25 protein-coding genes and 1 other annotated feature are annotated in these 24649 nt (G+C 32.3%); all 25 genes read right to left on the bottom strand.

All coding sequences use genetic code 11. The annotated features are described in order from the left end of the window. Positions 1-14: 14 nt before the first annotated feature. Entirely contained in the window at positions 15-2003 is a 1989-nt protein-coding gene (locus tag E0K96_RS05670; protein WP_168081809.1) for a DNA internalization-related competence protein ComEC/Rec2, read from the bottom strand. Beyond that, positions 1994-2467, bottom strand: a complete 474-nt coding sequence (locus tag E0K96_RS05665) for a ComEA family DNA-binding protein (RefSeq protein WP_168081807.1) — start codon at positions 2465-2467, stop codon at positions 1994-1996. The genes E0K96_RS05670 and E0K96_RS05665 overlap by 10 nt, the downstream gene beginning before the upstream one ends. 28 nt (positions 2468-2495) lie before the next feature. After that, the gene (gene ruvB / locus E0K96_RS05660) at positions 2496-3494 is read right to left on the bottom strand and encodes a Holliday junction branch migration DNA helicase RuvB (RefSeq protein ID WP_087242876.1); all 999 of its coding nucleotides are present in this window, start codon (positions 3492-3494) and stop codon (positions 2496-2498) included. Positions 3495-3504: 10 nt separating this feature from the next. Further along, positions 3505-4071 (bottom strand): Holliday junction branch migration protein RuvA, encoded by a 567-nt coding sequence (gene ruvA, locus E0K96_RS05655; RefSeq protein WP_087242880.1) that lies wholly within the window; start codon positions 4069-4071, stop codon positions 3505-3507. Positions 4072-4177: 106 nt separating this feature from the next. Beyond that, positions 4178-5464 (bottom strand): GTPase ObgE, encoded by a 1287-nt coding sequence (gene obgE, locus E0K96_RS05650; protein ID WP_087242882.1) that lies wholly within the window; start codon positions 5462-5464, stop codon positions 4178-4180. A 57-nt stretch (positions 5465-5521) separates the two neighbouring features. Continuing rightward, the gene (gene rpmA, locus E0K96_RS05645) at positions 5522-5806 is read right to left on the bottom strand and encodes a 50S ribosomal protein L27 (RefSeq protein WP_087242885.1); all 285 of its coding nucleotides are present in this window, start codon (positions 5804-5806) and stop codon (positions 5522-5524) included. Between the two features lie 4 nt (positions 5807-5810). Beyond that, the gene (locus tag E0K96_RS05640; protein WP_168081805.1) at positions 5811-6134 is read right to left on the bottom strand and encodes a ribosomal-processing cysteine protease Prp; all 324 of its coding nucleotides are present in this window, start codon (positions 6132-6134) and stop codon (positions 5811-5813) included. Continuing rightward, on the bottom strand, positions 6134-6490 hold the full coding sequence (rplU, locus tag E0K96_RS05635) for a 50S ribosomal protein L21 (protein WP_087242889.1): 357 nt from the start codon (positions 6488-6490) through the stop codon (positions 6134-6136). Before rplU ends, E0K96_RS05640 begins: the two co-directional genes overlap by 1 nt. 20 nt (positions 6491-6510) lie before the next feature. Continuing rightward, positions 6511-6579 (bottom strand) — a sequence feature (ribosomal protein L21 leader region). Between the two features lie 69 nt (positions 6580-6648). Continuing rightward, a complete protein-coding gene (xerA, locus tag E0K96_RS05630; RefSeq protein ID WP_168081803.1) occupies positions 6649-7563 on the bottom strand; it encodes a site-specific tyrosine recombinase/integron integrase in 915 nt (304 codons plus the stop codon). After that, positions 7556-8845 carry a methylenetetrahydrofolate--tRNA-(uracil(54)-C(5))-methyltransferase (FADH(2)-oxidizing) TrmFO gene (gene trmFO / locus E0K96_RS05625; protein WP_168081801.1) on the bottom strand — a complete coding sequence of 430 codons (1290 nt, stop codon included), beginning with the start codon at positions 8843-8845 and terminating at the stop codon, positions 7556-7558. Before trmFO ends, xerA begins: the two co-directional genes overlap by 8 nt. A 36-nt stretch (positions 8846-8881) precedes the next feature. Beyond that, the gene (gene topA / locus E0K96_RS05620; RefSeq protein ID WP_168081799.1) at positions 8882-10957 is read right to left on the bottom strand and encodes a type I DNA topoisomerase; all 2076 of its coding nucleotides are present in this window, start codon (positions 10955-10957) and stop codon (positions 8882-8884) included. Positions 10958-11006: 49 nt separating this feature from the next. Continuing rightward, complete coding sequence (dprA, locus tag E0K96_RS05615; protein ID WP_168081797.1) at positions 11007-11771, bottom strand: DNA-processing protein DprA; 765 nt, start codon at positions 11769-11771, stop codon at positions 11007-11009. A gap of 208 nt (positions 11772-11979) precedes the next feature. Beyond that, a complete protein-coding gene (locus E0K96_RS05610) occupies positions 11980-12609 on the bottom strand; it encodes a ribonuclease HII (protein WP_168081795.1) in 630 nt (209 codons plus the stop codon). Beyond that, positions 12594-13481 carry a ribosome biogenesis GTPase YlqF gene (gene ylqF / locus E0K96_RS05605; protein WP_224759470.1) on the bottom strand — a complete coding sequence of 296 codons (888 nt, stop codon included), beginning with the start codon at positions 13479-13481 and terminating at the stop codon, positions 12594-12596. Before ylqF ends, E0K96_RS05610 begins: the two co-directional genes overlap by 16 nt. 17 nt (positions 13482-13498) lie before the next feature. Next, positions 13499-14041, bottom strand: coding sequence for a signal peptidase I (gene lepB / locus E0K96_RS05600; protein ID WP_240924448.1), 543 nt, complete (start codon positions 14039-14041; stop codon positions 13499-13501). Positions 14042-14130: 89 nt separating this feature from the next. After that, positions 14131-14481 (bottom strand): 50S ribosomal protein L19, encoded by a 351-nt coding sequence (rplS, locus tag E0K96_RS05595; protein WP_087242903.1) that lies wholly within the window; start codon positions 14479-14481, stop codon positions 14131-14133. Between the two features lie 110 nt (positions 14482-14591). Continuing rightward, on the bottom strand, positions 14592-15311 hold the full coding sequence (gene trmD, locus E0K96_RS05590) for a tRNA (guanosine(37)-N1)-methyltransferase TrmD (protein WP_087242905.1): 720 nt from the start codon (positions 15309-15311) through the stop codon (positions 14592-14594). After that, positions 15311-15805 carry a ribosome maturation factor RimM gene (gene rimM / locus E0K96_RS05585; RefSeq protein ID WP_224762536.1) on the bottom strand — a complete coding sequence of 165 codons (495 nt, stop codon included), beginning with the start codon at positions 15803-15805 and terminating at the stop codon, positions 15311-15313. Before rimM ends, trmD begins: the two co-directional genes overlap by 1 nt. A 39-nt stretch (positions 15806-15844) precedes the next feature. Further along, entirely contained in the window at positions 15845-16096 is a 252-nt protein-coding gene (locus tag E0K96_RS05580; RefSeq protein WP_087242907.1) for a KH domain-containing protein, read from the bottom strand. A gap of 14 nt (positions 16097-16110) precedes the next feature. Beyond that, positions 16111-16383 carry a 30S ribosomal protein S16 gene (gene rpsP, locus E0K96_RS05575; protein WP_087242909.1) on the bottom strand — a complete coding sequence of 91 codons (273 nt, stop codon included), beginning with the start codon at positions 16381-16383 and terminating at the stop codon, positions 16111-16113. Between the two features lie 67 nt (positions 16384-16450). Then, complete coding sequence (locus E0K96_RS05570) at positions 16451-18769, bottom strand: cation-translocating P-type ATPase (protein ID WP_168081791.1); 2319 nt, start codon at positions 18767-18769, stop codon at positions 16451-16453. Between the two features lie 145 nt (positions 18770-18914). Continuing rightward, positions 18915-20306, bottom strand: a complete 1392-nt coding sequence (gene ffh, locus E0K96_RS05565; protein WP_087297697.1) for a signal recognition particle protein — start codon at positions 20304-20306, stop codon at positions 18915-18917. Between the two features lie 11 nt (positions 20307-20317). Then, positions 20318-20644, bottom strand: a complete 327-nt coding sequence (ylxM, locus tag E0K96_RS05560; protein ID WP_087242915.1) for a YlxM family DNA-binding protein — start codon at positions 20642-20644, stop codon at positions 20318-20320. Between the two features lies 1 nt (position 20645). Beyond that, the gene (gene ftsY, locus E0K96_RS05555) at positions 20646-21626 is read right to left on the bottom strand and encodes a signal recognition particle-docking protein FtsY (RefSeq protein ID WP_087242917.1); all 981 of its coding nucleotides are present in this window, start codon (positions 21624-21626) and stop codon (positions 20646-20648) included. Between the two features lie 72 nt (positions 21627-21698). Further along, the gene (locus E0K96_RS05550) at positions 21699-24647 is read right to left on the bottom strand and encodes a chromosome segregation protein SMC (protein WP_087297698.1); all 2949 of its coding nucleotides are present in this window, start codon (positions 24645-24647) and stop codon (positions 21699-21701) included. Positions 24648-24649: the final 2 nt, after the last annotated feature.

Genomic DNA, 24649 nt, shown 5'->3' with positions numbered 1-24649 from the left:
TCATTATACATGAATCATCTTAAAATGTAACGCTCTTTTCCATAAAATCGAATATGAAACATCCCATCTTGATCAGTACGTAAAATTGTGATTCCTTTTCTTTGCAATCGTTCAATCACTTCTAATGATGGATGATGATACATATTATCCTTCTTGACACCAATCATTGCAATTTCAGGATGAATTTGTGATAAAAAAGTGGCTGATGTAGCCGTTGCACTTCCATGATGAGATACTTTAAGAACATCAACATCTAAGTCTTGAAGCTGTTTTTCAATATCCTTTTCAACAGCAACAGAAGCATCCCCCATAAACAGAATATTCATAGCTGGTAAAGTCACATACATGAGTAAAGACTGATCATTCGAATCACTATAAACTTTGTCACTTTTTAACATTTGAATATGAGCACATCCAATTTGTCGACTCTCTTCAAAACTATCAATCACTTGTCCAACTGAAAAATGTTCCAGCAAAGAATCTAATGCTCCACAATGATCAAAATCATCATGAGAAATATAAACATAATCTAAATGTGAAATTCCAACTGACTTTAAATAGGGAATAATTGTTTGTGTAGCCAAATCATATTCCTGATGACCTCCAGTATCAATTAAAATATGCCCCTGATTCATTGGTAAACGAATCAAAGTACAATCTCCCTGTCCAACATCAATCATTGTCACTTCTCCATAAATCTTATATTGACTCCATACATTTAATACCAGCATTAATGAAAGTAAAGCACAAATATCATGGCGATAGCGATGCTGGATCTCCTGACGTAATAAAAGCCGAAAATAAAAGAAATAAAACAAGACAAGCCATGCTAATGTAGGTTTTGAAAAAACAATAAAATGATTGATTGTTTCTAAAAATGATAAAATACTTTGAAAAACATTTACATAATATTTTAAAATAATTTCTAAAGCAGGAAAAATAATTGAAAAAATACATAAACTATAAAAATATTCAATAAAAAGATTCAAAATATCACTAACAAAAAAAGCAATCAGTGGAATTTGAGCATTAAGTGTGAGAATAATAGGTAAAGAAGATAAATAAATCCAAAATGAAGAATAACGCATATGTTGTGTCAATAAAACAATAAAATAAACAAAATAAGAAAAAACAAAAGAAATATTAAAAATGATATAAGGATTATAAAATAAAGATATCATAATCAAAATAGCAAAAACATCTAATTTATTCAGCCACTTTTTCAATAAATCATACAACAATAAAACAAAAAAAGCACGATATAAAGACACAAGCATTGGGATAGAAAAAATATAAAAACCAATCAATAAATAGGTTATCAATCGAGACAAAGAACGTGGCAGAAATAAACCAAGAACATTTTTGATGAGAGCATACAAAATATGAATATGCATACCTGATAAAGCAAACATATGGACTAAAGATAAATCTGTCAAAACCTGATAATCATCATGAATGCTTTCATTTCTTTCACCTAAAATAAATAATTTCTGATAATCATTTATATCCTGATGGTCTGATAAACGCTGTTCTAGCCAGTGATAAAATGTAGGATGATGCTGTTGCTTAAGTAATGTCTGTAAATAAGCTTTATGAAAAATCTTTTGTCCATAAAGATAATCTCTTTCACAAAAAGCATAATCATTTGTATTTTCATAAAGCTCTAGTGGTTCAACTTTTGCTTTAATCACATCACCATATTCAATAGCTTCCTGATGATAAAGCTTAACGGTCCCTATATCTGTTTTCAAATAACAATATTTTTCACTTGCTTTAATGACTTCACCTTCAATCACTGAAGGTAATTGTAAAATATGATGTGGCTGTAAATAAAAAATGATACATAAAAGTATCATCAAACATAAATGATATAAAGATAATCGTCGATAAACAAAAATAGCATAAACCCCTAATAACAAATAAAAAAGTGGATGAAGAACTTTTCCCAATGTCAGACATAGAAGTCCTAATGCATAATAGAAACAATGATATCTTATAAGCATAGATGTTCCCTAAGCCTTAAATATGTTTTTTCTCCAATTCCACGGATATTCATAATATCCTCAATTGTTTCAAAAGGATGTTGTTGACGATAATCAATAATTTTTAACGCTGTTTTTTCGCCTACTCCCTGCAAACTCATAAGTTCCTCTTGAGAGGCATCATTTAAAGAAATCGCATGCTCTTGTTGGGGTGGTATATATAAACGACTTTCATCTTCAACAATCTTATCACCCTTTACAGAGTTTAAATTAGCTTGCTCAGAAACGCCAACCTCATCAATAATATCCTGAATTGTTTTTTCACCTTCAAATTCATACTTTCCTGTTTTTAAAAATTCCCCTTCTAAAATAACATAAGACAAAGAAATCATCTCTTCTTTTTGAACATCTGGTTTTTGAAAATCATATACAATAGAACATATCATTAAAATAATCAGACCTAACACTTGATATTTCTTTTTCATAAATACCTCCTCAAATAAAAAAAGAATCCTAAGATTCTTTTAAAATGTGAAAATGCTGATATGCTAATTCAGTAACAACACGCCCTCTAGGCGTTCTTTTAATCAATCCTGTCTGCAATAAATAAGGTTCATAAACATCTTCTAAAGTCAATGGTTCTTCACCAATGCTTGCAGCAATAGCCTCTAAGCCAACTGGCCCACCACGAAAACGTTGAATAATACCTAATAGATATTTATGATCAACATCATCTAAACCTAATTCATCTACTTTTAACGATTGTAAAGCTTCCACTGTTCTTTCTTTTGTAATAACATCATCACCATTATATTGTGCAAAATCTCTCACTCGTCTAAATAAACGATTGGCAATTCTTGGTGTTCCACGTGATCTTTTGGCTAATTCAATTTTAGCTTCATCATCCATTTCAATATGATAAACCTGGCTGGTACGATTAATAATAGATGTTAATTCTTCAACATTGTAATATTCAAGTTTAGAAACAATACCAAAACGATCTCTTAATGGTGCTGATAAATCACCAGCACGTGTTGTCGCTCCAACAAGTGTAAAAGGTGGCAAATCAATGCGAATAGAACGTGTTGAAGCTTCTTTTCCAATAACAACATCTACATAGAAATCTTCCATTGCTGGATATAAAATTTCTTCTACTACTTTATTCAAACGATGAATTTCATCAATAAATAAGACATCTCCAGGTTCAAGTGATGTTAAAATAGCAACCAAATCACCAGTTTTTTCAATACTTGGTCCAGTTGTTGCTTTTAAATGCGTTCCCATTTCATTAGCAATAATCATGGACATAGTTGTTTTTCCTAAACCAGGTGGCCCATACAATAAAACATGATCCAATGTTTCATTTCTTAGTTTAGCCGCCCCAACAAAAACTTTTAAATTCTTCTTCAAATGACTTTGTCCAATATATTCATCAAAAGATTGAGGTCTTAATTGATTTTCTTCATCTTCTATATGTTCATTGATATCTAAAACATCATGATTTAAATCCATAGTCACCCTCCTATATCTTGACTAATAAACCTAGAGCTTTTTTTACATACCCATTTGTATCTAGCGATTCATGAGAAAGTGTATTCATCACACGATCAACATCCTGACGTTTATATCCTAAAGCTATCAAAACTTCTACAGCTTCATCAAATTCTACTGATGTTAAAACAATTTGTGATGATGGTATATCAAATTTACCTTGTAAATCTAATACAATCTGTTGAGCGGCCTTAGGTCCAATACCTGGGATTTTTCTTAAATAGGTAATATTTTTGGATTCAATTGCTGAAATAATTGCTTGAACATCACCAGTAGCTAAAATACCAATAGCCGTTTTACAACCAATTCCCTTGACAAGTATCAACTTCAAAAACAAATCTTTTTCTTCTTTGGTTAAAAAACCAAACAAAATAATACCATCTTCTCTGACCTGTTGATACACATAAACTAATGTTTCTTTTCCTTTTGTAAACTGATAAGGATTAGAAACATAAATTAAATAACCAATTCCTTGATTATCTACCACGATATGATCTTTACACATATCGACAATAACACCTTTAATATAACTATACATGTGACAACTCCCATTTCATAATATCCACATCATTATAGCACACTTTTAACATAAATAAAAAAATGAGAAGCAATTTTCTCATTTTTTCATCTATTATGGAATTGGTTTATTCATAAAACTCAAATTCAAAATCTAAAATTGAAACTGTGTCTCCAGCTTGAACACCTGCCACACGCAAAGCATCATCCAAACCAATATTACGCATTTTCTGTGCAAAACGTTTGACACCATCATCGCTACCAAGCGATGCCATTTGAACAATTTTTTCCACTCTTTCACCAGTAACGTGCCATTGCCCATTACCCATATTATGAATTTCAAATCCAATTTCATCTGGTTTTTCATATGTATAGAGAACACTGTTTTCTGTTTCTTCCTCTTCACTGGCAAATGATGGTGTACGATCCAATAAGTCCGCAATTGCATAAAGAACCATATCTACACCTTCTTGAATCAAAGCAATAACAGGAAAAACAGGAATATCTTCATTCAATTGAGCTTTAAAACGTTCAAGATTTTCCTCAGCTGCAGGTTCATCCATCTTATTAGCAACAATGATTTGTGGTCTATCTAATAAACGATATTTATATTCACCAAGCTCTTTATTAATAGCCAAATAATCTTCATAAGGATCACGACCTTCAGTACCACCCATATCAATAACATGAACAATAACTCGACATCTTTCAATATGACGTAAGAACTGATGACCTAATCCTTTTCCTTGACTGGCTCCTTCAATCAAACCAGGTAAATCAGCCATAACAAATGAACGTCCATCTTTAGATTGAGCCACTCCTAAATTAGGAACAATTGTTGTGAAATGATAATCAGCAATCTCTGGCTTTGCACGTGTTACAACTGATAATAACGTTGATTTCCCCACTGATGGGAATCCAACCAACCCAACATCCGCAAGTAATTTTAATTCACAAATCAAATTATATTTTTCACCAGGTTCTCCGCGTTCGCAAATAGTTGGAGCAGGATTACGACTTGTTGCAAATCGTGCATTTCCACGTCCACCACGTCCACCTTTAGCAATCACCGCTCTTTGCTTATCATGAGTTAAATCAGCTAAAACACGTCCACTATCTTCATCATAAATGACAGTTCCAACAGGAACTTTTAAAATCATATCAGCACCATCTGCACCATGCATCTTTTTAGCCATTCCCTGACCACCACTTTTTGCTTTATATTCACGATGATATCTAAAGTCTAATAGAGTGGAAAGTGATGTTGTAGCTTCAAAAATAATACTACCACCTTTTCCACCATCTCCTCCAGCAGGTCCACCTTTAGGTACATAGGCTTCACGACGAAATGCCACAACACCGTCGCCACCTTTACCTGCTTCAACATAAATATGTACTTTATCAATAAACTTCATCTTTTCACCTTCTTTACCGTCTTTTTCAAAAAAAGAACCCCATATAAGGGGTTCCTATTAAGCAGCTGGATAAACAGAAACTTTTTTTCTTGTTCTTCCGTCTCTTTCAAATTTCACAACACCATCTACTTTTGCAAATAAAGTGTCATCTCCACCTTTTCCAACATTTACACCTGGATGGATTTTAGTTCCTCTTTGTCTGTAAATGATAGAACCAGCAGTACAGAATTGCCCATCAGATAATTTAGCTCCTAATCTTTTTGATTCAGAATCACGACCATTTTTTGTTGAACCAACACCTTTTTTAGAAGCGAATAATTGTAAATCTAACTTAAACATCATGGTTTCATACCTCCATCTTTTTGATTTTCATGTATTTTGAATAAGATTCTTCAATTGTTTCCAGCATGACTTCAAATGTCCCTAGCACCACTTGAATCTGCTCATTCGTATGTTGAACCTTAATATCAATATATCCATCATTAATCTCAATCGTACCTAGCTCTTGTGATAAAAACTGATAATGCACCAATGCATTTGCAATTCCTATGCAAGCAGTACTTACTCCAGCACATACTAAATCTTTGCCATATTCAGCACTTTGAGCATGTCCAGAAACCGTTATTTGAACAATGGATTGTTTGTGCTTTTTAATAACAGCTTCAATCATTATTCAGCAGCTTCTGCAGTTTCGCTTTTTGGAGCTGCTTTTCTAGCAGTTTTTTTAATATCTTTGATCACTAATTTTGTATAAGGTTGTCTATGACCTTGTTTTTTATGATAATGCTTTTTAGGATTATATTTATAGATTAAAACTTTCTTTTCTTTACCTTGTTTTTCAACTTGAGCAGTGACAGTAGCTCCTTTAATATAAGGATTACCGATTTTATTTGTTTTATCTCCAATAAATAAAACTTTATCTAAAACAACTTCTTCTCCTTCAGCAACATCTAATTTTTCAACAAAAATAGAATCTCCAACTTCAACTTTTAATTGTTTTCCACCAGTTTCAATAATTGCGTACATGATGTACCTCCTTCTTTTTATAATAATCTCAGACTCGCCAATCAAGGCAGCTTCGCTTTAACACCTTGTATGTGCGGTTGTAGCTAGAGGTCTACAACATTTGTATATTATCATTTTATCATCTTATCGTCAACATTTTTTTCAAATATTCTCACTTCTTAATGATTTTGTTGATTTCTTGGATGTGAGTGATCATAAATTTCTTTTAAATGCTGTTTTGTAATGTGTGTATAAACCTGTGTTGTTGATAAATGAGCATGTCCTAATAGCTCCTGAACAACACGTAAATCAATACCCTGTTCTAATAAATGCGTTGCAAAAGAATGACGAATGGTATGAGGATGAATTTTCTTAGTGGGATCATATGCTTTGACAACACGATTGACAATATCTTCCACACCACGATTTGTTAACGGTTTACCAAACTTATTAATAAATACAAAATGATGATCCTGTTGTGATTTTGACATTATCTCTTGGCGATCGTTTTCAATATAATCTTTTAACCATGAAGCCGCATAATCATGAAACGGAACGTAACGATCTTTACCACCTTTTCCGTGAATCAACAGCAGTTGTCTAGAAAAATCAATTTGTGATAACTGCAACTCTACAACTTCTGAACAACGTAGTCCTGAGGCATACATTAATTCAAGCATTGCTTTATTACGACGCCCTAATGATGTATGTGTATCAATACTATCTAACAAATCTAACATTTCATCAATATATAAAAAATCTGGTTGACGTTGTGGTTCTTTCAACGATTCGATAAGTAGAAACGGATTATCATCAATGCGTTCTTCTTTTTGTAAATAGCGATAAAGTCCTCTTAGACTACTCATATGATGATTAATCGTTTTAGGTGATAAATTCTTAGTATGTAAATAAGCCAAATAGCCTCTTAAAAAAGAATACTTCACTGTTTCAAAACAAGAAATATTCTCACGCTGACAGTATTGAATAAACTCTTCAATATCTCTTTGATATCCTTTGATTGTTAAAGATGAATAGTTTTTAAAATACTGCAAATAATGTAAATATTCTTTCATTGTCTTATAAAAATCAGACATTTGAAATAAAATCCTCCATTGTTTCAATAGCTCGTTTGGCATAGGCATCCTTACGTTCTTTTTTCTTCACACGCACAGCTAAATCAGGTAAAATTCCAAAATTAGCTTTCATTGGCTGAAAATCCTCTTCACTACCATGAGTAATATAATATGCTAAAGAGCCCATCACTGTCTCTCTAGGAAAAATCAGTAATTCCTGATCTTGTAAATATCTTGCCATATTAATACCAGCCACTATGCCACTTTGAGCTGACTCCACATATCCTTCAACACCTGTCATTTGTCCAGCAAAAAACAGATCATCACGATTTATAAACTGATATGTTGGTTTCAGATAGCGAGGCGAACAGATAAAACAGTTTCGATGCATAACACCATATCGTACAATTTTAGCATTTTCTAAACCAGGAATCATATGAATAATACGTTCCTGTTCTCCCCATTTTAAATGTGTCTGGAATCCAACAATATTATAAAGTGAACCAACAGCATTGTCTTGTCTTAATTGAACAACAGCATATGGTCTTTGACCATCCTTTTCTAATCCAACAGGTTTCATCGGTCCGAAAAGTAAAGTCTGTTTTCCTCTTCTGGCAATTTCTTCAAAAGGCATGCAGCCTTCAAAAAACTTTTCTTCAAAATCTTTTGGTTTAACAACTTCAGCTTCAATTAAAGCTTTATAAAAAGCTTCAAATTGTTCTTCATTCATCGGACAGTTAATATATTCAGCATCTCCTTTATCATATCTTGATTTGAGATAAGCTTTTGAAAAATCAATACTTTCTTTTTCTATGATAGGTGCTGCTGCATCATAAAAATAAAAATAATCTTTCTGCAATAATTGTTGAATATCTTGTGATAAAGCAGGGCTTGTCAGTGGGCCTGAAGCAATAATTGTTGGACCTTCAGGAATCCGAGTCACTTCTTGTCGTACAACTTCAATTAATGGCTGAGATTCGATGTATTCACTAATTGCTTTTGAAAACCCAAAACGATCAACAGCTAATGAACCTCCAGCAGGAACTTGATGTTCTCTGGCAAATTTCATAATTAAACTGTGATTCATTTCCATTTCTTTTTTTAATACACCTACAGCATTATGAAGTCCATCTGCTCTTAATGAATTAGAACAAACCAATTCAGCAAAGTATTCAGTTTTATGAGCACCAGTTGTCTGATGTGGACGCATTTCATATAGACGCACAGGAATATTGCGTAAAACCAACTGATGAGCAGCTTCTACTCCTGCTAATCCGCCCCCTATAATATTGACTCTTTCCATTTGTTTTTCCTTTCTAAAAAGTCCCATATGGGACTTTTATTTAATAATTGTTTTACATTTTGGATAAGCTGAACAAGCTTTAAATTCTCCAAATCGTCCCTTTTTAATGACAATTGGACTACCACATTTTGGACAAACTTCATCTGTCATCACTGGTTCAGCTTTTTTTCGTTCATTTTTAATATATTTACACTCAGGATAATTTGAACATGCTTCAAACTTTCCATAACGTCCTGTCTTATAAATCATTGGACTACCACATTTTGGACATGTTTCTCCTGTATACTCAATCGTTTCAGGTTCCTTTTTAATATATTTGCATGTTGGATAGTTAGAACAAGCAACAAATGATCCATATTTTCCTTTACGAATCACTAGATCACCACCACATTCAGGACATGTTTCCCCTGTTTTTTGTGGTTGAATCTGCTCCATCTTATCATAAGCATTTTCTAACAAAGGTTCAAATTTATCTTCAAATGTTGTTAAAGCATGAACATAATCATCATGTCCTTCAGCAATTTCATCAAGTTCTTTTTCCATTTGAGCTGTATATTCAACATTGATAATACTATCAAAGAATTCAACAAGCTTTTCATTTGTTAATAAACCTGACTCCGTTGGTTTAAATGCTTTATCAACAAGTTCAACATATTGTCTTGTTACAATTGTATCAATAATACTTGCATAAGTACTTGGTCTACCAATTCCTAAATCTTCAAGTTCCTTAATTAATTTTGCTTCACTATAACGAGCTGGTGGTTTTGTAAAATGCTGTGTTTTTTGAATATCCTGACTTAATAATTTTTCATCAACTGTCACTTCAGGTAGAATTTCATCAGTTTGTTTTTCATAAGCGCCATAAACTCTTAAATATCCATCAAAGCAAATAACTGAACCACTCGCTTTAAATTCATAACCATTATTATCCAATGAAAGTGTTGTAGCATTCAATTTAGCTGGAGCCATTAATGAAGCAATTGTTCTAGCATAAATTAAAGAATATAACTTATATTCATCACGACTTAAATACTCTTTCACACTTTCTGGAGTACGCATAATACTTGTTGGTCGAATACCTTCATGAGCATCCTGAACATTGTCTTTTTTCTTTGACACCTTCACACTACCGACATAGTCTTGACCAAACTTTTCACCAATATATTGCTTAGCTTCATGAATAAATCCTTCAGATAAACGAATAGAGTCCGTTCTCATATACGTAATAAGACCGACAGTTTCATTACCAATATCGACACCTTCATAAAGTTTTTGAGCAATCATCATTGTACGTTTTGCTTTAAAATTCAACTTTGAAGATGCTTCCTGCTGTAATGTAGATGTAATAAATGGTGGTTTTGAAGCACGTTTCTTCTGTGTTTTCTTCACATCAGAAACACGAAACTCTTTATTTAAAGCCTCATAAACAGCATTTGTTTCTTCTTCATTATGAAGTTCAATTTTTTTATTGTGATATTTAGCAAGCTCTGCTTCAAATGTCACATCATCTTTTTCAAATTGAGCTTTGACTTTCCAATATTCTTCAGGAATAAAAGCTTCAATTTCTTTTTCTCTTTCACAAATTAACCTCAATGCAACTGACTGAACACGACCAGCTGATTTCGATTTAATCTTTTTTTGTAGAAGCTTAGAAAGCTTAAATCCAATAATACGATCTAAAACTCTTCTCGTTTCTTGTGATTTAACAAGATTTTGATCAATTGTACGAGGATTTTTCAATGCATTGATAACAGCATCACGTGTAATCTCATTAAAAACAATACGATTTGTTGAATTTTCATCTAATCCCAACACTTCTGCAAGATGCCAAGAGATTGCTTCACCTTCACGGTCAGGGTCAGTAGCCAAATAAACATAATCAGCTTCCTTCACGCATTTTTTCAACTCTTTCACAACATCTTTTTTGTCTTTATTAATAACATAATTAGGCTTGAAATTATTTTCCACATCGACTCCTAAACCACCTTTTCCGGTAGTTGCCAAGTCCCTAATATGCCCTTTTGATGAAGTCACTTCAAAATCTGCACCTAAATACTTTTGAATTGTTTTTGATTTTGATGGCGACTCAACAATCACTAAATTCTTACCCATCATATTACCTCCTACGTGTTTTCTATTATTAAGTCTTTTTTTTGATTTGTCAACCATAATCTTCATCTTCCATAATATCCTGAGCACTTAAAACAAGTTTAGCTCCCTGTTTAATAAGCTCATTACACCCCTGATAATCATCAAAACGTCCTGGAATACAATAAATGTCTTTTCCTTGTTCTAAAGCATAGCCAGCTGTAATCATGGTTCCACTTTTTTGTTTTGCCTCACTTATTAATATACTGTAAGATAAACCCGCAATAATACGATTACGAAATGGAAACAGACGTTTTTGAGGAGCAGTTAAAAAAGGATATTCACTTAATACCAACTGATGTTCTTTCAGCTCCTCATATAATAGTCTATTCTCTTTAGGATAACAGTATTCAATCCCTGTTCCAAGTACAGCAATGGTACGTCCACCATAGGCAATTGCATTTTGATGAGCTACAGTATCAATACCTCTTGCCATCCCACTGACAATGGTATACCCATTTTGAACTAAATCTTTCACAAACAAATGTGTTGCTCGTTTCCCATATTCACTCATATTACGCATTCCCACAACCCCAATCGTTTTTGTTTTCAACAATGATAAATCCCCATAATAATACAAAACAAATGGTGGACAGTTAATCTGTTTCAGCAATTCTGGATATTCATCACTAAAAATTGTTATGTAACGACAATTCATCCTTTTCATTAATTTTACTTTTAATTCTTCATCAACTCTTTCTTTATTCATTAAAGCTTTATAGATTTTTTGAAAATCCCCTTCATACTTTAAAGAAAAATACAATACTAATTCTTCCATATAATTATCCTCCTATTATTTATATACGCAAAAAATTGTCATTTTTCTTTTTTTCCATGAATTTTTTTCAAAAAATAAAAAACAATCAATTTTTCTATTGATTGCTTTGATCAATGCATTGAGAAAAATGCACTTCACAGAATGTAAGATATAATAATTTTGATATTTTTTACTTTGTAGTAAAAAAATATAGAATCTGATGATGTGTTTATTCATCAAATAAACTTAATTGTTGATTTAAAACCTCAATAACTGGCTGAAAAGAATGTCTATGAATAGGTGTCACACCATATTTTTTGAGAGCTTCTTTATGTTGCTTTGTGGGATAACCCTTATGCTTATCAAAACCATATTCAGGGTATATTTTAGCATAATCCTGCATGATACGATCACGTGTCACTTTAGCCAAAATACTCGCTGCACCAATACTTAAAGATAATCCATCCCCTTTTATAATAGACTGATGTTCAATACTATCACCTAAAGGCATAGCATCTGTCAATGCATAATCTGGACGAATAGATATGTGTTCAATAGCGTCCAGCATTCCTTTTTTACTAGCCTGATAAACGTTTAAACGGTCAACATCTTCAACATCAATAATTTCAATTTGATAAGCTAACGCATTTTCAATAATAATACGATAAAGTTCTTCACGTTTTTTTTCAGTTAATTTTTTAGAATCATTAATTCTTTCATCATAATAATCTCGAGGGAAAATAACAGCTCCTACAACCAATGGACCAGCCATTGGACCACGACCAGCTTCATCAAGTCCCACAATATAATGTTTTCCTAAATCATAAGCCATTTGCTCATATTTTAGTCGTTCACACATGTTGGATCCTCCCATGTGATTTTTCCAATGCTACCATCATTGACTTCACTAAAGAAAAGTTCCATAACACGATCATAATCCGTTTCCCCACGTAATGGTTTTATTTTTCTTATTTTTGCAATATGATCAAATGTATGAATAATCCAATCAGGATCATTTTCATCAATTTCTAATTGATAACGTTCTTTTAAAAGTTCCGGATAATGCTTAGACAAATAACGCATAGCTTCAATAAACAAATCATCTAAAGGTAAAATACTTTGTTTGATTGATCCTAATAATGCTATATTTTTAGCCACATGTTCATCATCAAGTTTTGGCCATAATACACCTGGTGTATCAAATAATTCAAAATCTTTAGCAATGCGAATAATTTGTTGAGCCTTAGTCACACCTGGTTTATTTCCTGTCACTGTAGCTTTACGATTTGCCAGTTTATTAATAAAAGTTGACTTCCCGACATTTGGAATTCCCAAAACCATAGCACGAATAGCACGTGGTTTGAGACCTCTGGCTTTTTCCTTTTCCATTTTATCTTTCAAAACAACACGGCATTTTTCAATAACTTTCTGGTATTCATTGAAATTCTTTAGATTCACACTCATAGCCTGATAGCCACATTTTTCATAATATTGAACCCACTGTTTGGTATACTGGTCATCTGCCATATCCTTCTTTGTTAAAACAATAAGACGAGGCTTATTTTTTGTTATCTCATTAATCATTGGATTTTTTGATGAATAAGGAGCACGTGCATCTACCAATTCAATGACAATATCAATAACTTTTATTTTTTCTGTTATTTCTCTTCTAGCTTTAGCCATATGTCCAGGAAACCAATGAATATTCATTTTTGAACCTTGATTTGCCATTTTCATCACCCTCCTTTTTAATCAATCCATTGAATATCAGTAAATGGATAGATCACAAGTCCTTTCGTTCCAACAAAATCATCAATAGTAAATGGTCCCAACTCTCGAGAATCAGTGGAACGCAAACGATTATCTCCCATCACAAAATATTCACCATCTTGTAAAGTGACTTCAAAGTCATCTGTAAATTGTTCAACATTATAAGTTAATTTTGATTCTTCAACAAAATCCTGATCTAAAAAATCTTGTTGAACAAGCTCATCATTTATATATAATTCATCATTTTCAAAACGTACTGTTTCATTAGGTAATCCTATAACACGTTTAATAATCTTTTCATTAAGCTGCTGACTATCAATCACTACAATATCAAAACGATGGATATTATCTTCTTGAATTCCCATAGCATTAATCATAGCTATACTATGATCATGTAATGTATTTTCCATTGAAATGCCTTCAATTCTTACTGGTATTACAACAAATTTAAAAATACCGATAGTCACAGCAATCACAACTATAATTTCTACAATAGAAACATAGAGTTTCTTTTTGTTCATTCTCATCGCTCCTTTTCTATGTACCTTTTTATTATACATTTAATAGGCTCAAAAGACTAGAAAAAAAGTATGGGACCATCCCATACTTTTTATTTACGAATTTCTTTAATTCTTGCAGCTTTTCCTGATAATCCACGTAAGTAATGTAATTTAGCTCTACGTACTTTACCAATTTTAGCAACTTCAATTCTATCAATGATTGGTGAATGAAGTGGGAAAACTCTTTCTACACCAACTTGGTAAGAAATTTTTCTAACAGTAAAAGTTTCAGAAATTCCTCCACCTTTTCTAGCAATACAAACACCTTCAAATAACTGAGTACGTGTTTTATCTCCTTCTTGAATTTTTACATAAACTTTTAAAGTATCTCCAGGTTTGAAATCTGGAATGTCGTTTCTTAATTGTTTTTTAGTAATTTCTTGTACTAATTGCATATTCATGATATGACTTCCTCCTTCACAAAATTTATCTTCGAAGTTCATACGTTATTTAACCAGCGGAGCTTCTGCGTCCAAAGACTAAGAAATATTATCATTTTTTATTATAAAAATCAATCTTTTTTTGTGATTTTTTCTAATATTTTTAATTCTTCATCAGTAAAGTTTCTAGTTTTTAATAAATCAGGGCGTTTCAAATAAGTTTTCTTTAAAGATTGTTCCAAACGCCATTGTCTAATTTTTTCATGATGACCACTCATCAAAACATCAGGAACACAGTTTCCATCATATTCATAAGGACGTGTGTATTGTGGATATTCTAACAATCCTTGACTAAAAGAATCATCTTCATGAGAAGATTCACGAATAGCGCCTTCCAATAAACGAATAATCGCATCACAACATACCATACTGGCAAGTTCTCCACCTGTTAAGACATAATCACCAATGGAAAGTTCCATATCCACATAGTCACGAATACGTTCATCAAATCCTTCGTAATGTCCACATATAAAAATCAAATGTTTTTCTAAAGATAATTGATAGCTTAATTGCTGATGAAATGTCTGTCCCTGTGGTGACATTAAGATGACAAGACTGTCAGGAGTCGTCAGTGTCTTTAAACAATCAATAATAGGCTGACACATTAAAACCATACCTTGTCCCCCACCATAAGGATAATCATCTACTTTTTTATGTTTATTATCAGCAAATTCTCTAAAATCATGAACGTGAACTTCCACAACTTGTGCATCTATAGCTCTTTTGATAATAGAAGTTTCTAAGAAACCATTAAACATTTCAGGAAACAATGATAAAATATCAATTTTCATTATAAAAATCCCTCTATTAAATGTACGTCTATACGCTTATTTTCTATATCTTCATCAACAATAAAAGCATCAACATAAGGAATCATAATTTTTTCTTTTCCCTTAACAACTAAAATATCATGATGATCATAAAGTTGAACATCTTGTACAACACCAATCAACTGACCATCATTATAAACCTGACAGCCAATAATATCACTAACATAATATTCATCATCACCTAATAAGTTTTCATCTTTACAAGCATAAAGTAAACATCCTTTATATTTTTCCACTAAATTAATATCGCGATGATTTTCAAAAGTCACTAACACATGTCCTTTATGAAAACGGTGTGAAGCAACTGTCATTTCTATAGTTTGGCCCTGATATTCCAAATAAAGCGTAGCCCCTTTTTGAAATCTTTCTTCAATAAAATCTGTTGATGCTTTTACTTTCAATTCTCCTTTAATGCCATGTGTATTCACGATTTTTCCAACAATGACTTGATTCATAATGTCCTCCTTGAATAAAAAATAGATGTGGAACCACATCTATTCTCCGTAAGATTCAAATTTGATGTCTAATTTTTGATGATTTAAACGTCCACTTACAGACATAAGTTGACGTATAGAATTAGCCATCATTCCTTTTCTACCGATTAATCTTGCAATATCACTTTTTGAAGCATAGACATATAAAACGATTGTATCTTCATCTAATGAAGGCATCTGTCTGACTTCTAATTTATCTTTTTCAATAACAAGTTCACTTGCAAGTTCCTGTAAAGTTTTGACGTAATCCACTTTATATCACCAGCTTATTTTTTTGCTTTTGAATCAGCAAATTTTTTCATAATACCTTTTTGGCTTAAGATATTTCTTACTGTATCAGAAGGTTGAGCACCTTTATTTAACCATGCTAAAACTTCTTCTTCTTTGATTGTGACAACAGCTGGATCTTGTCTAGGATCATAAGTTCCTAATTGTTCTAAGAAACGTCCATCTCTAGGCATTCTTGAATCTGCTGCTACAATTCTATAAAATGGTGATTTTTTTGCACCCATTCTTTTTAATCTAATTTTTACTGCCATAATCTTTCCTCCATTTATTGATTTTGCTTTCCTAGTATAACATATATTTGAAATGTGTCAAGTATTTTTACTTAACATCTTTTGTTTTGAAAGCAATAATATGTCTAACAACCTCCTTAAAGAGCAATCCAATGCAAGTAATAATGATTGTGAGAATGATTTGAGAATATGTAAGCATTGTGATGTGTAATAATTGATGGAATAAAAGGATAGCCAAAATAAATCCTAAAACCATAGTTACACAGACAAATAAACGTAATTTCGTCATTGGGAAACTTGAAACGATGACAGCCTGCATACTCATACATGCAAGTGCCAAATACATCATTGTGACACTTTGTTCCATAGGAATATGGAATAATGGTCGACCTGTATAAACAAGTAAAAAACATAATAAGACACCACAAGCATGAGGGAATGTATTTTTTAATACTGTTGGTAAGAACTGCCCCTTGATTTTTTGTGTTTGTGGTTCCAACAATGTTAAAAATGATGGCCAAGCTTCAATTGCAAAGTCAATTAAAGTAATTTGAATAGGAATAAATGGGAATGGAATATTACAGATTGCACATGCTATTGTTAAAATAATAGAATAAATTGTTTTAATAAAGAAAACACTAGCAACTCTTGTTAAGTTATTAACAACTCGACGTCCTTCTAAAACAACTTCAGGCAAACATGAAAACTCTGAATTCAATAAAACAATTTGAGATAACTGCTTAACTGCTTCACTACCTTCAGCAATCGCAATACTACAATCTGCCTCTTTTAAAGCCAACATATCATTCACCCCATCACCTGTCATTGCGACTGTATGACCTTGTCTTTTTAATGCTTCAACAAGCCATTTTTTCTGTTGAGGTGTCACTCTACCAAAAACTGAATATTGATTCACAAGTTCATCCATTTGACTTTCACTATTTTGAACTTCACTTAAATCAATATACTTATCATAATTTTTCAATCCTGCCATTTGAGCAATCTTAGAGACAGCCAAAACATGATCTCCTGAAATAACTTTCACATCTACACCCTGACTATCAAAATACTGCAATGTTTTTTCAACATCTTTACGTATCATATCAGTTAAAACAATAGCCAAAACTGGTGTCACTTCAGGAAGTGGAGCTTTAGCATCAAGCTTATTTTGAGTATATGCAATAATAATTACACGTTTACCATCTTCAATCTGCTGCATTAAAGATGCTGGTAGATTCTTCATTAAACGTTCAGGTGCTCCCATAACAATACTTCCATAATCATCAAATGTCATGGCACTCCATTTTCGTTGTGATGAAAAGGCAACCTTTTGACTTGGAACATGTTTTTCATTCAGTGTAAAATGATCACATATTGCTTGATAAGTTGCATTGTTATCATCACTATAATGCAAATAAGAACCAAAATATTCTGTAAATGTTTCAGATGATAAAGAAGATAAAAACTCTACCTTTTCAACTTTCATTTTTCCATTTGTTATTGTTCCTGTTTTATCCAAACATAATGTATCAACATGAGCAAGTGTTTCTAAAGAATAAATATCCTGAATTAAAATTTTCTGCTTAGCAAGTTTTGTGACTCCTGCTGCCAAACTTACACTCATCAATAGAACAAGCCCTTTTGGCAACATTCCTAATAAACCTGCAGAACTACTGATCACAGCCTGTGACAAAGCATCTTGTCTAAGAAAATAAGCTTCAAGAAATAAAATGATTCCTAAAGGAACAATCATAAAACTTGTCACTTTTGTTACTTTACGCATTGAATTTAATAATTCTGATTGTAATTCTTTTGCTTTTTTGACTTCATTTGTTAAACGTGATGTATAGTTATCTTCACCAACATGAATAACTTTTGCATGACATTTTCCACTAATAACACTACTTCCTGAAAGCAAATCACTTTCTTGATTTTTATGAATAGGATCAGATTCTCCAGTTAATAAAGATTCATTAGCTTCAATTTCACCATCAATAACAACACTGTCACAACAAATCTGATCTCCTGCTTCTAAAATCATAATATCATCCATTACGATTTCATCAACATGAATTGTCACTTGTTGCTGATCTCTTAAAACTTTAACATGAGGAATCATCAGCAATGATAACTCATCAACCAGCTTTTTAGCGTGTATCTCTTGAATAATTCCTATACAGACATTAGCAATGATAATCACAATAAAAACAAGATTTGACCAAGCTCCAACAAGCGCTAAAGCAATCGCAATTAAAACATTTAATAAATTAAATAATGTACAGATATTTTCACGAAATATCTGACTATAACTTTTACTAATTGTTTTTTGTTGTCGATTAACTTCACCACGTTGCTGACGTTGTAGCACTTCACCATGAGTTAATCCTTTAATTTGATTTTGATCCATTTTACTATCTCCAATCATTTATTTTCCTATAATACTATCATACTTTCTGTATAAATTCTTTTATTTTATATTTTTTACATATTCTTTACATAGCTTCACAATATGCAAAAGCCTTATTGATTATATCATCAATAAGGACTTTTGGCTATCTTTTCTTTTTCTTCTTATGTCTTTCCTTTTTACGATTAGGATTAAAATTCATACGATTTTGTGGCCTTTGCGTAGGCATACCCGTTGTTGGATCTAAATTTCCCATCTGTTTCATCATTTGTTTAGAAGCTTCAAACTGTTTTATCAAACGATTGACATCAGCCACACTACGTCCACATCCTTTTGCAATTCTTTCTTTACGTTTAGCATTTAAAATAGAAGGATCACGTCTTTCTTCTAATGTCATGGAATATATAATGGATTCTGTTAATTTTAATTTTTTATCAGTATCTTCATCATTGATTTGAGGCATTTTTGGCATACCTGGAATCATCTTTAAAATACCAGATAAAGGTCCTAATTTTCTAACTTGATGCATTTGTTCAAGCATATCATCCAAACCAAAAGTACCACGTTTCATACGTTCAAATGTTTTCATTGTTTCTTTTTCATCATAAACATCTTGAACTTTTTCAACCAATGAAACGACATCACCCATTCCTAAAATACGATCTGCCATACGATCTGGATAGAATAAATCAATCGCATCTAATTTTTCACCAGTCCCAATGAACTTAATCGGTACATGTGTAATATGACGAATAGATAGTGCTCCCCCACCTCGTGAATCACCATCTAATTTTGTTAGAACAGCACCTGTAATTTGTAAATGATCATGGAATGATTGAGCAACATTGACAATGTCTTGTCCTGTCAATGCATCAACAACTAATAAGATTTCACTAGGATGAACAATATCTTTAATGTTCTGTAATTCATTCATTAAAGGTTCATCAATATGTAAACGACCAGCAGTATCAATAAGAACAACATCATGATGATTCGCATAAGCATAATTCATAGCCTCACTGACAATTTGTTCTGCTTTCACATCTGTTCCCTTTTCAAAGACTGGAATATCTAATTGTTCCCCAAGCGTCTTTAACTGATCAACTGCAGCTGGACGATAAATATCTGCCGCAACCAATAATGGATTTTTACTATATTTTTTAGATAATAATTTTGCAATCTTTCCAGAAGTTGTTGTTTTCCCAGAACCTTGCAATCCAACCATCATAATAACTGTTGGTTTTTTTGATAAATCTAGTTCACTGACTGTTGTTCCTAATAATTCAACCAGCTCATCATGAACAATCTTGACAACGACCTGTCCAGGTTTTAATGAACCTAAGACATCCTGTCCCAAAGCTTTTTGTTTCGTATTCGCAATAAATTCTTTAACAACTTGAAAATTCACGTCTGCTTCTAATAAAGCCAATCTAATTTCTCGAAGCATCTCGTCCATATTTTCTTCTGTTAAAGTTGCTTGTCCTCTAATCTTTTTTAAACTCTCCTGCAATCTTTCAGAAAGCGATTCAAAAGCCATATTTTATCCTCCTATATCTTCTTTAACATTTCTAAATAATCTTGCATTTGTTGATTATCAATTTGCTGATTTTCAATTTTTTGAATCAAAGCCATACGCTCAATATGCTTTTCCATTAAATGAAGCTTTGACTCATATTCTTCTAATGAAGCTACTGCTCGTTTTAGCTGATCATATACAGCATTACGAGAAACCATCAGGTCTTCAGCAATTTCAGACAAAGAAAAATCTTCTTCATAATATAACGATAAATATTGTCTTTGTTTATCTGTCAATAAATCACCATAACAATCCATCAACAAATTCACACGTTGTGTCTTTTCTAAATGTGATGTCATATTATTTCTCCAATAATCCTTTGCATAAACCATAGATATATTGTTCAAGATCAAATTCCTGTAAATCATCCATTTGTTCACCTAAACCAACAAATTTAACTGGAATATTTAAAGCATCTTTAATAGATAAAACAATACCACCTTTAGCAGTTCCATCCATCTTTGTTAAAACAAGACCTGTAATATCCGTGATTTTAGAAAATTCCTGTGCCTGAGAAACTCCATTCTGTCCTGTTGTCGCATCAATAACCAAAAGAGTTTCCTGTGGCCCCTGTGGTACAACACGCTTTATGATACGATTCATCTTTTCTAATTCGTTCATAAGATTCACTTTGTTTTGTAAACGTCCGGCTGTATCACAAATCAAAACATCCACTTTTTGTTCTTTTGCACGTTTTAAAGCATCAAAGACAACTGAAGACGGATCTCCACCTTCTTTACCTTTCACACATTCAATACCTAGACGTTTAGCCCAGACATCTAGCTGATCAATGGCCCCAGCTCTAAAAGTATCACCTGCAGCAACCATGACTGTCTTACCTTCATTTAGCATCATATGAGCCAACTTAGCAATCGTTGTTGTTTTCCCTGCACCATTGACACCAATCATTAAAATAACTGTTAAATCTTCATCATCATAATTGATCTTCGTTGTCATATAGGAATCATTGGCATAAATGACAAACATCTTATCAATAATAATTTCATTAATTTCTTTAGGATCTTTGATGTTTTGAAGACGAACTTCTTTTTTAATTTCATCCACAATTGTCATAACCATATTGACACCAACATCACTCATAATCAAAATATTTTCCAGTTCTTCAAAATAATCATCATCTATTTCACGATAACGTGCTGCTAATTCATTGATTTTTGATGAAAATGAAGAATTAGACTTATCCAAACCAGCTACATATTTATCATTTTGTTTTGCTGACTTTCCTACTAATGTTTCTTTGATTTTACTAAAAAAGCCCATAAACATCCTCCTCAAACTGATTGACATATCATAAAGATAACACTTCTTGATGATATGTCAATATTTTTTCATCTATGATGCCGTTTGTGCCAAATCAATAGCATCCTTTAATTTCACACTCACAAGTTTTGTCACACCTTTTTGTTGCATAGTAGCTCCATATAACAGATCACATTCTTCCATTGTTCCCTCACGATGAGTGACAACAATAAATTGTGTCTGATGAGAAAACTCTCTTAAATATTTGGCAAAACGTTCTACATTCGCAACATCCAAAGCGGCTTCAACCTCATCTAAAATACACATTGGCACTGGTCGCACACGCAAAATAGCAAACAGACATGAGATGGCAATCAATGCTTTTTCTCCTCCCGAGAATAAAGTGATATTCTGGACAGCTTTTCCCGGTGGCTGTACATCAATGTCAATTCCTGTTTCTAAAATATTATCAGGATCACTATATTTCAATTCCGCTTTTCCACCACCAAAAAGATTTCTAAACACAATATTAAATTCATGATTAATCTTTTCAAATGTTTCACTAAAACGTGAAACCATGATTTCATCCATTTCATCAATAGCTTTTAAAATACTATCCTGAGCATGAATAAGATCTAAACGCTGATGATTTAAAGTTTCATAACGTGTAGACACTTCTTCATAATCTTCAATAGCCTGTAAGTTGACATGTCCCAAAGAATCAATCTGATGTCTTAATAAACGTACTTCTTCTTTGGATTTTTGCATATCAATATCACGAGCATATTCTTCACTGGCAAATTCATATGTCATCTTATATTCTTCATTTAAACGCTGTAAATGATTTTGCAGTTCTGTTTCCTGTTTCGCTTTATCAACCTGCTTTTGTGTCATATCGTTTTGAATTTGTCTTAAATGAGCTCGTGTGACTTTCAAAGTATCTTCCAGCTGATCATTTTCATTAACAAAACTCATACGCAATTCTCGCTTAGCCTGAATACTTTCAGTTAAACGATCTCTTCTTTTTTTAGCTTCATTTAGCTCTTGAAGCAATTGATTATCTTGCGTTCCTTTTTCAATCTCTGATAATTCAACGCTTTGATGTGTTAAACTTTCATATTCACTTTTGGCAATCTGTAATTCACTTTTCTTATTTGTGACAACCAACTCCAATTTAGCAAATGACATCTGTTTTTGTAGAAGATTATGAGAAATTTCTCTTGCTAAATTATCTAATTCATTAAGTTTGGCTTTCTTCATTGTTATATCTTGTTCACTTTGACGGATGGTTTCCTGTAACAATTCTAATTCACGTTTATTTGTTAAAAGTGATGAAGATTGTTTAAAACTTCCTCCAGTTAATGAACCACCCACATTGATGACTTCACCAGCCAAAGTTACAATTTTATATCTGGCATATGTTGCTTTTGATAAAAGAGAAGCATTCTCCAATGTATCAGCTACAATCACATGTCCTAATTGATTCAAAACAATCGTTTTAATTTTATCAGGATATCTCACAAAATCACTCATAACACCTAAAAATCCTTGTGTATTTTGACATACCAGTAAATGTTCTTCTCGCAAATGTCTTTCCTTCATTGTTGTGATAGGTAAAAATGTTGCACGTCCTGATTTATTATTCTTTAAAAAATGAATAGCATGTCTCGCATCTTCATCACTATCAGTCACAATAAACTGCACTGCATTTCCTAAAGCAACTGCTAAAGCTGTTTCATATTCTTCTTGAGTTTCTAATAAATCTCCAAGTACACCTACAATTCCATTCATGGAATCTTTAGCTTTTATAATAGAACGTACACCATAACTATACCCAGATTTGTTTTCTACCAAATCAACCAGCTGTTCTCTACGGTGACGGTCTTGATGCAATTTTAAATTAAGATTTTCAATATCCTGTCTTAAAGCATTCATCTGAGCACGATTTTTTTCTTGAGAAGCTTCCAAAGTTAATTTTTCTTCCTTTGTTTCATTATAACGATTAACACGATCATTATATTCACTAATAGCATCTTGTAAAATGGCTTTTAACTGTTCCATGCGTGCCTGTAAATCTTCTTTATTAGTTGTTTCTAAAATATGTTTACGATTAGCATCAATCTCAACTTTTTGTGTTTCTAATTGATTAACATTATTCATAGCTGTTAAAAGTTGGCCTTGAAGTCCATTGACTTCCTGATCCAAATCAAACATCTTTTTCTTTAAGCTTTCATTTTGTTGTTCATTAATTAAGATTTGTCCTTCAATTGTCACTTTTTCTTTATCCAGTAAATCTAAAGATTGATTTAAATCCTGTAAAGATTGAGATAAAGTTTCAATTCCTTTTACCAGTACACTTACTTCAATAGACTGTAACTGTTCTTTTAAATCCAAGTAAATTTCAGCTTTTTCCTTTTGACGTTTTAATGGTGAAATCTGTTTTTCTAATTCCAAACAAATATCTTCAACACGATCCAAATTATCCTTTGTTCTTTCTAATTTTCGAATCGATTCAAGCTTTCTTTTTTTATACTTCGCTACACCTGCCGCTTCTTCAAACATTCCTCTTCTTTCTTCAGGCTTACTATCAGCAAACGAAGAAATATTTCCCTGTGAAATGATGGAAAGTGAATCTCTACCTAAACCTGTATCCATAATTAAATCAACAATATCTTTTAAACGACATGGTTCCTTATTAATTAAATATTCTGCCTCATTATTTTGACGATATAAGCGTCTTGTTATTTCTACTTCATTATAATCAACATTCATAAAACGATCTTCATTATCAAATACAAGTGTCACTTCAGCAACATTTTGTGCCTTACGGTCTTCACTACCATTAAAAATAACATCGGACATATTAGAACCACGTAATGATTTCACTGACTGTTCACCTAATACCCATCTGACAGCATCGCTGATATTCGATTTTCCACAACCATTAGGACCAACTATCCCAGTAATTCCTGGCTGAAATTCAATGACTGATTTATCGGCAAACGATTTAAAACCATGTAATTCAATTCTTTTTAAATACATAA

The sequence above is a fragment of the Massilimicrobiota sp. SW1139 genome, assembly GCF_012027715.1.
Classification (GTDB): Bacteria; Bacillota_I; Bacilli_A; order Erysipelotrichales; family Coprobacillaceae; genus Allocoprobacillus; species Allocoprobacillus merdigallinarum.
Note: the sequence above shows the minus strand (reverse complement) of the source record. Positions and strands in the feature narration are given on the sequence as shown.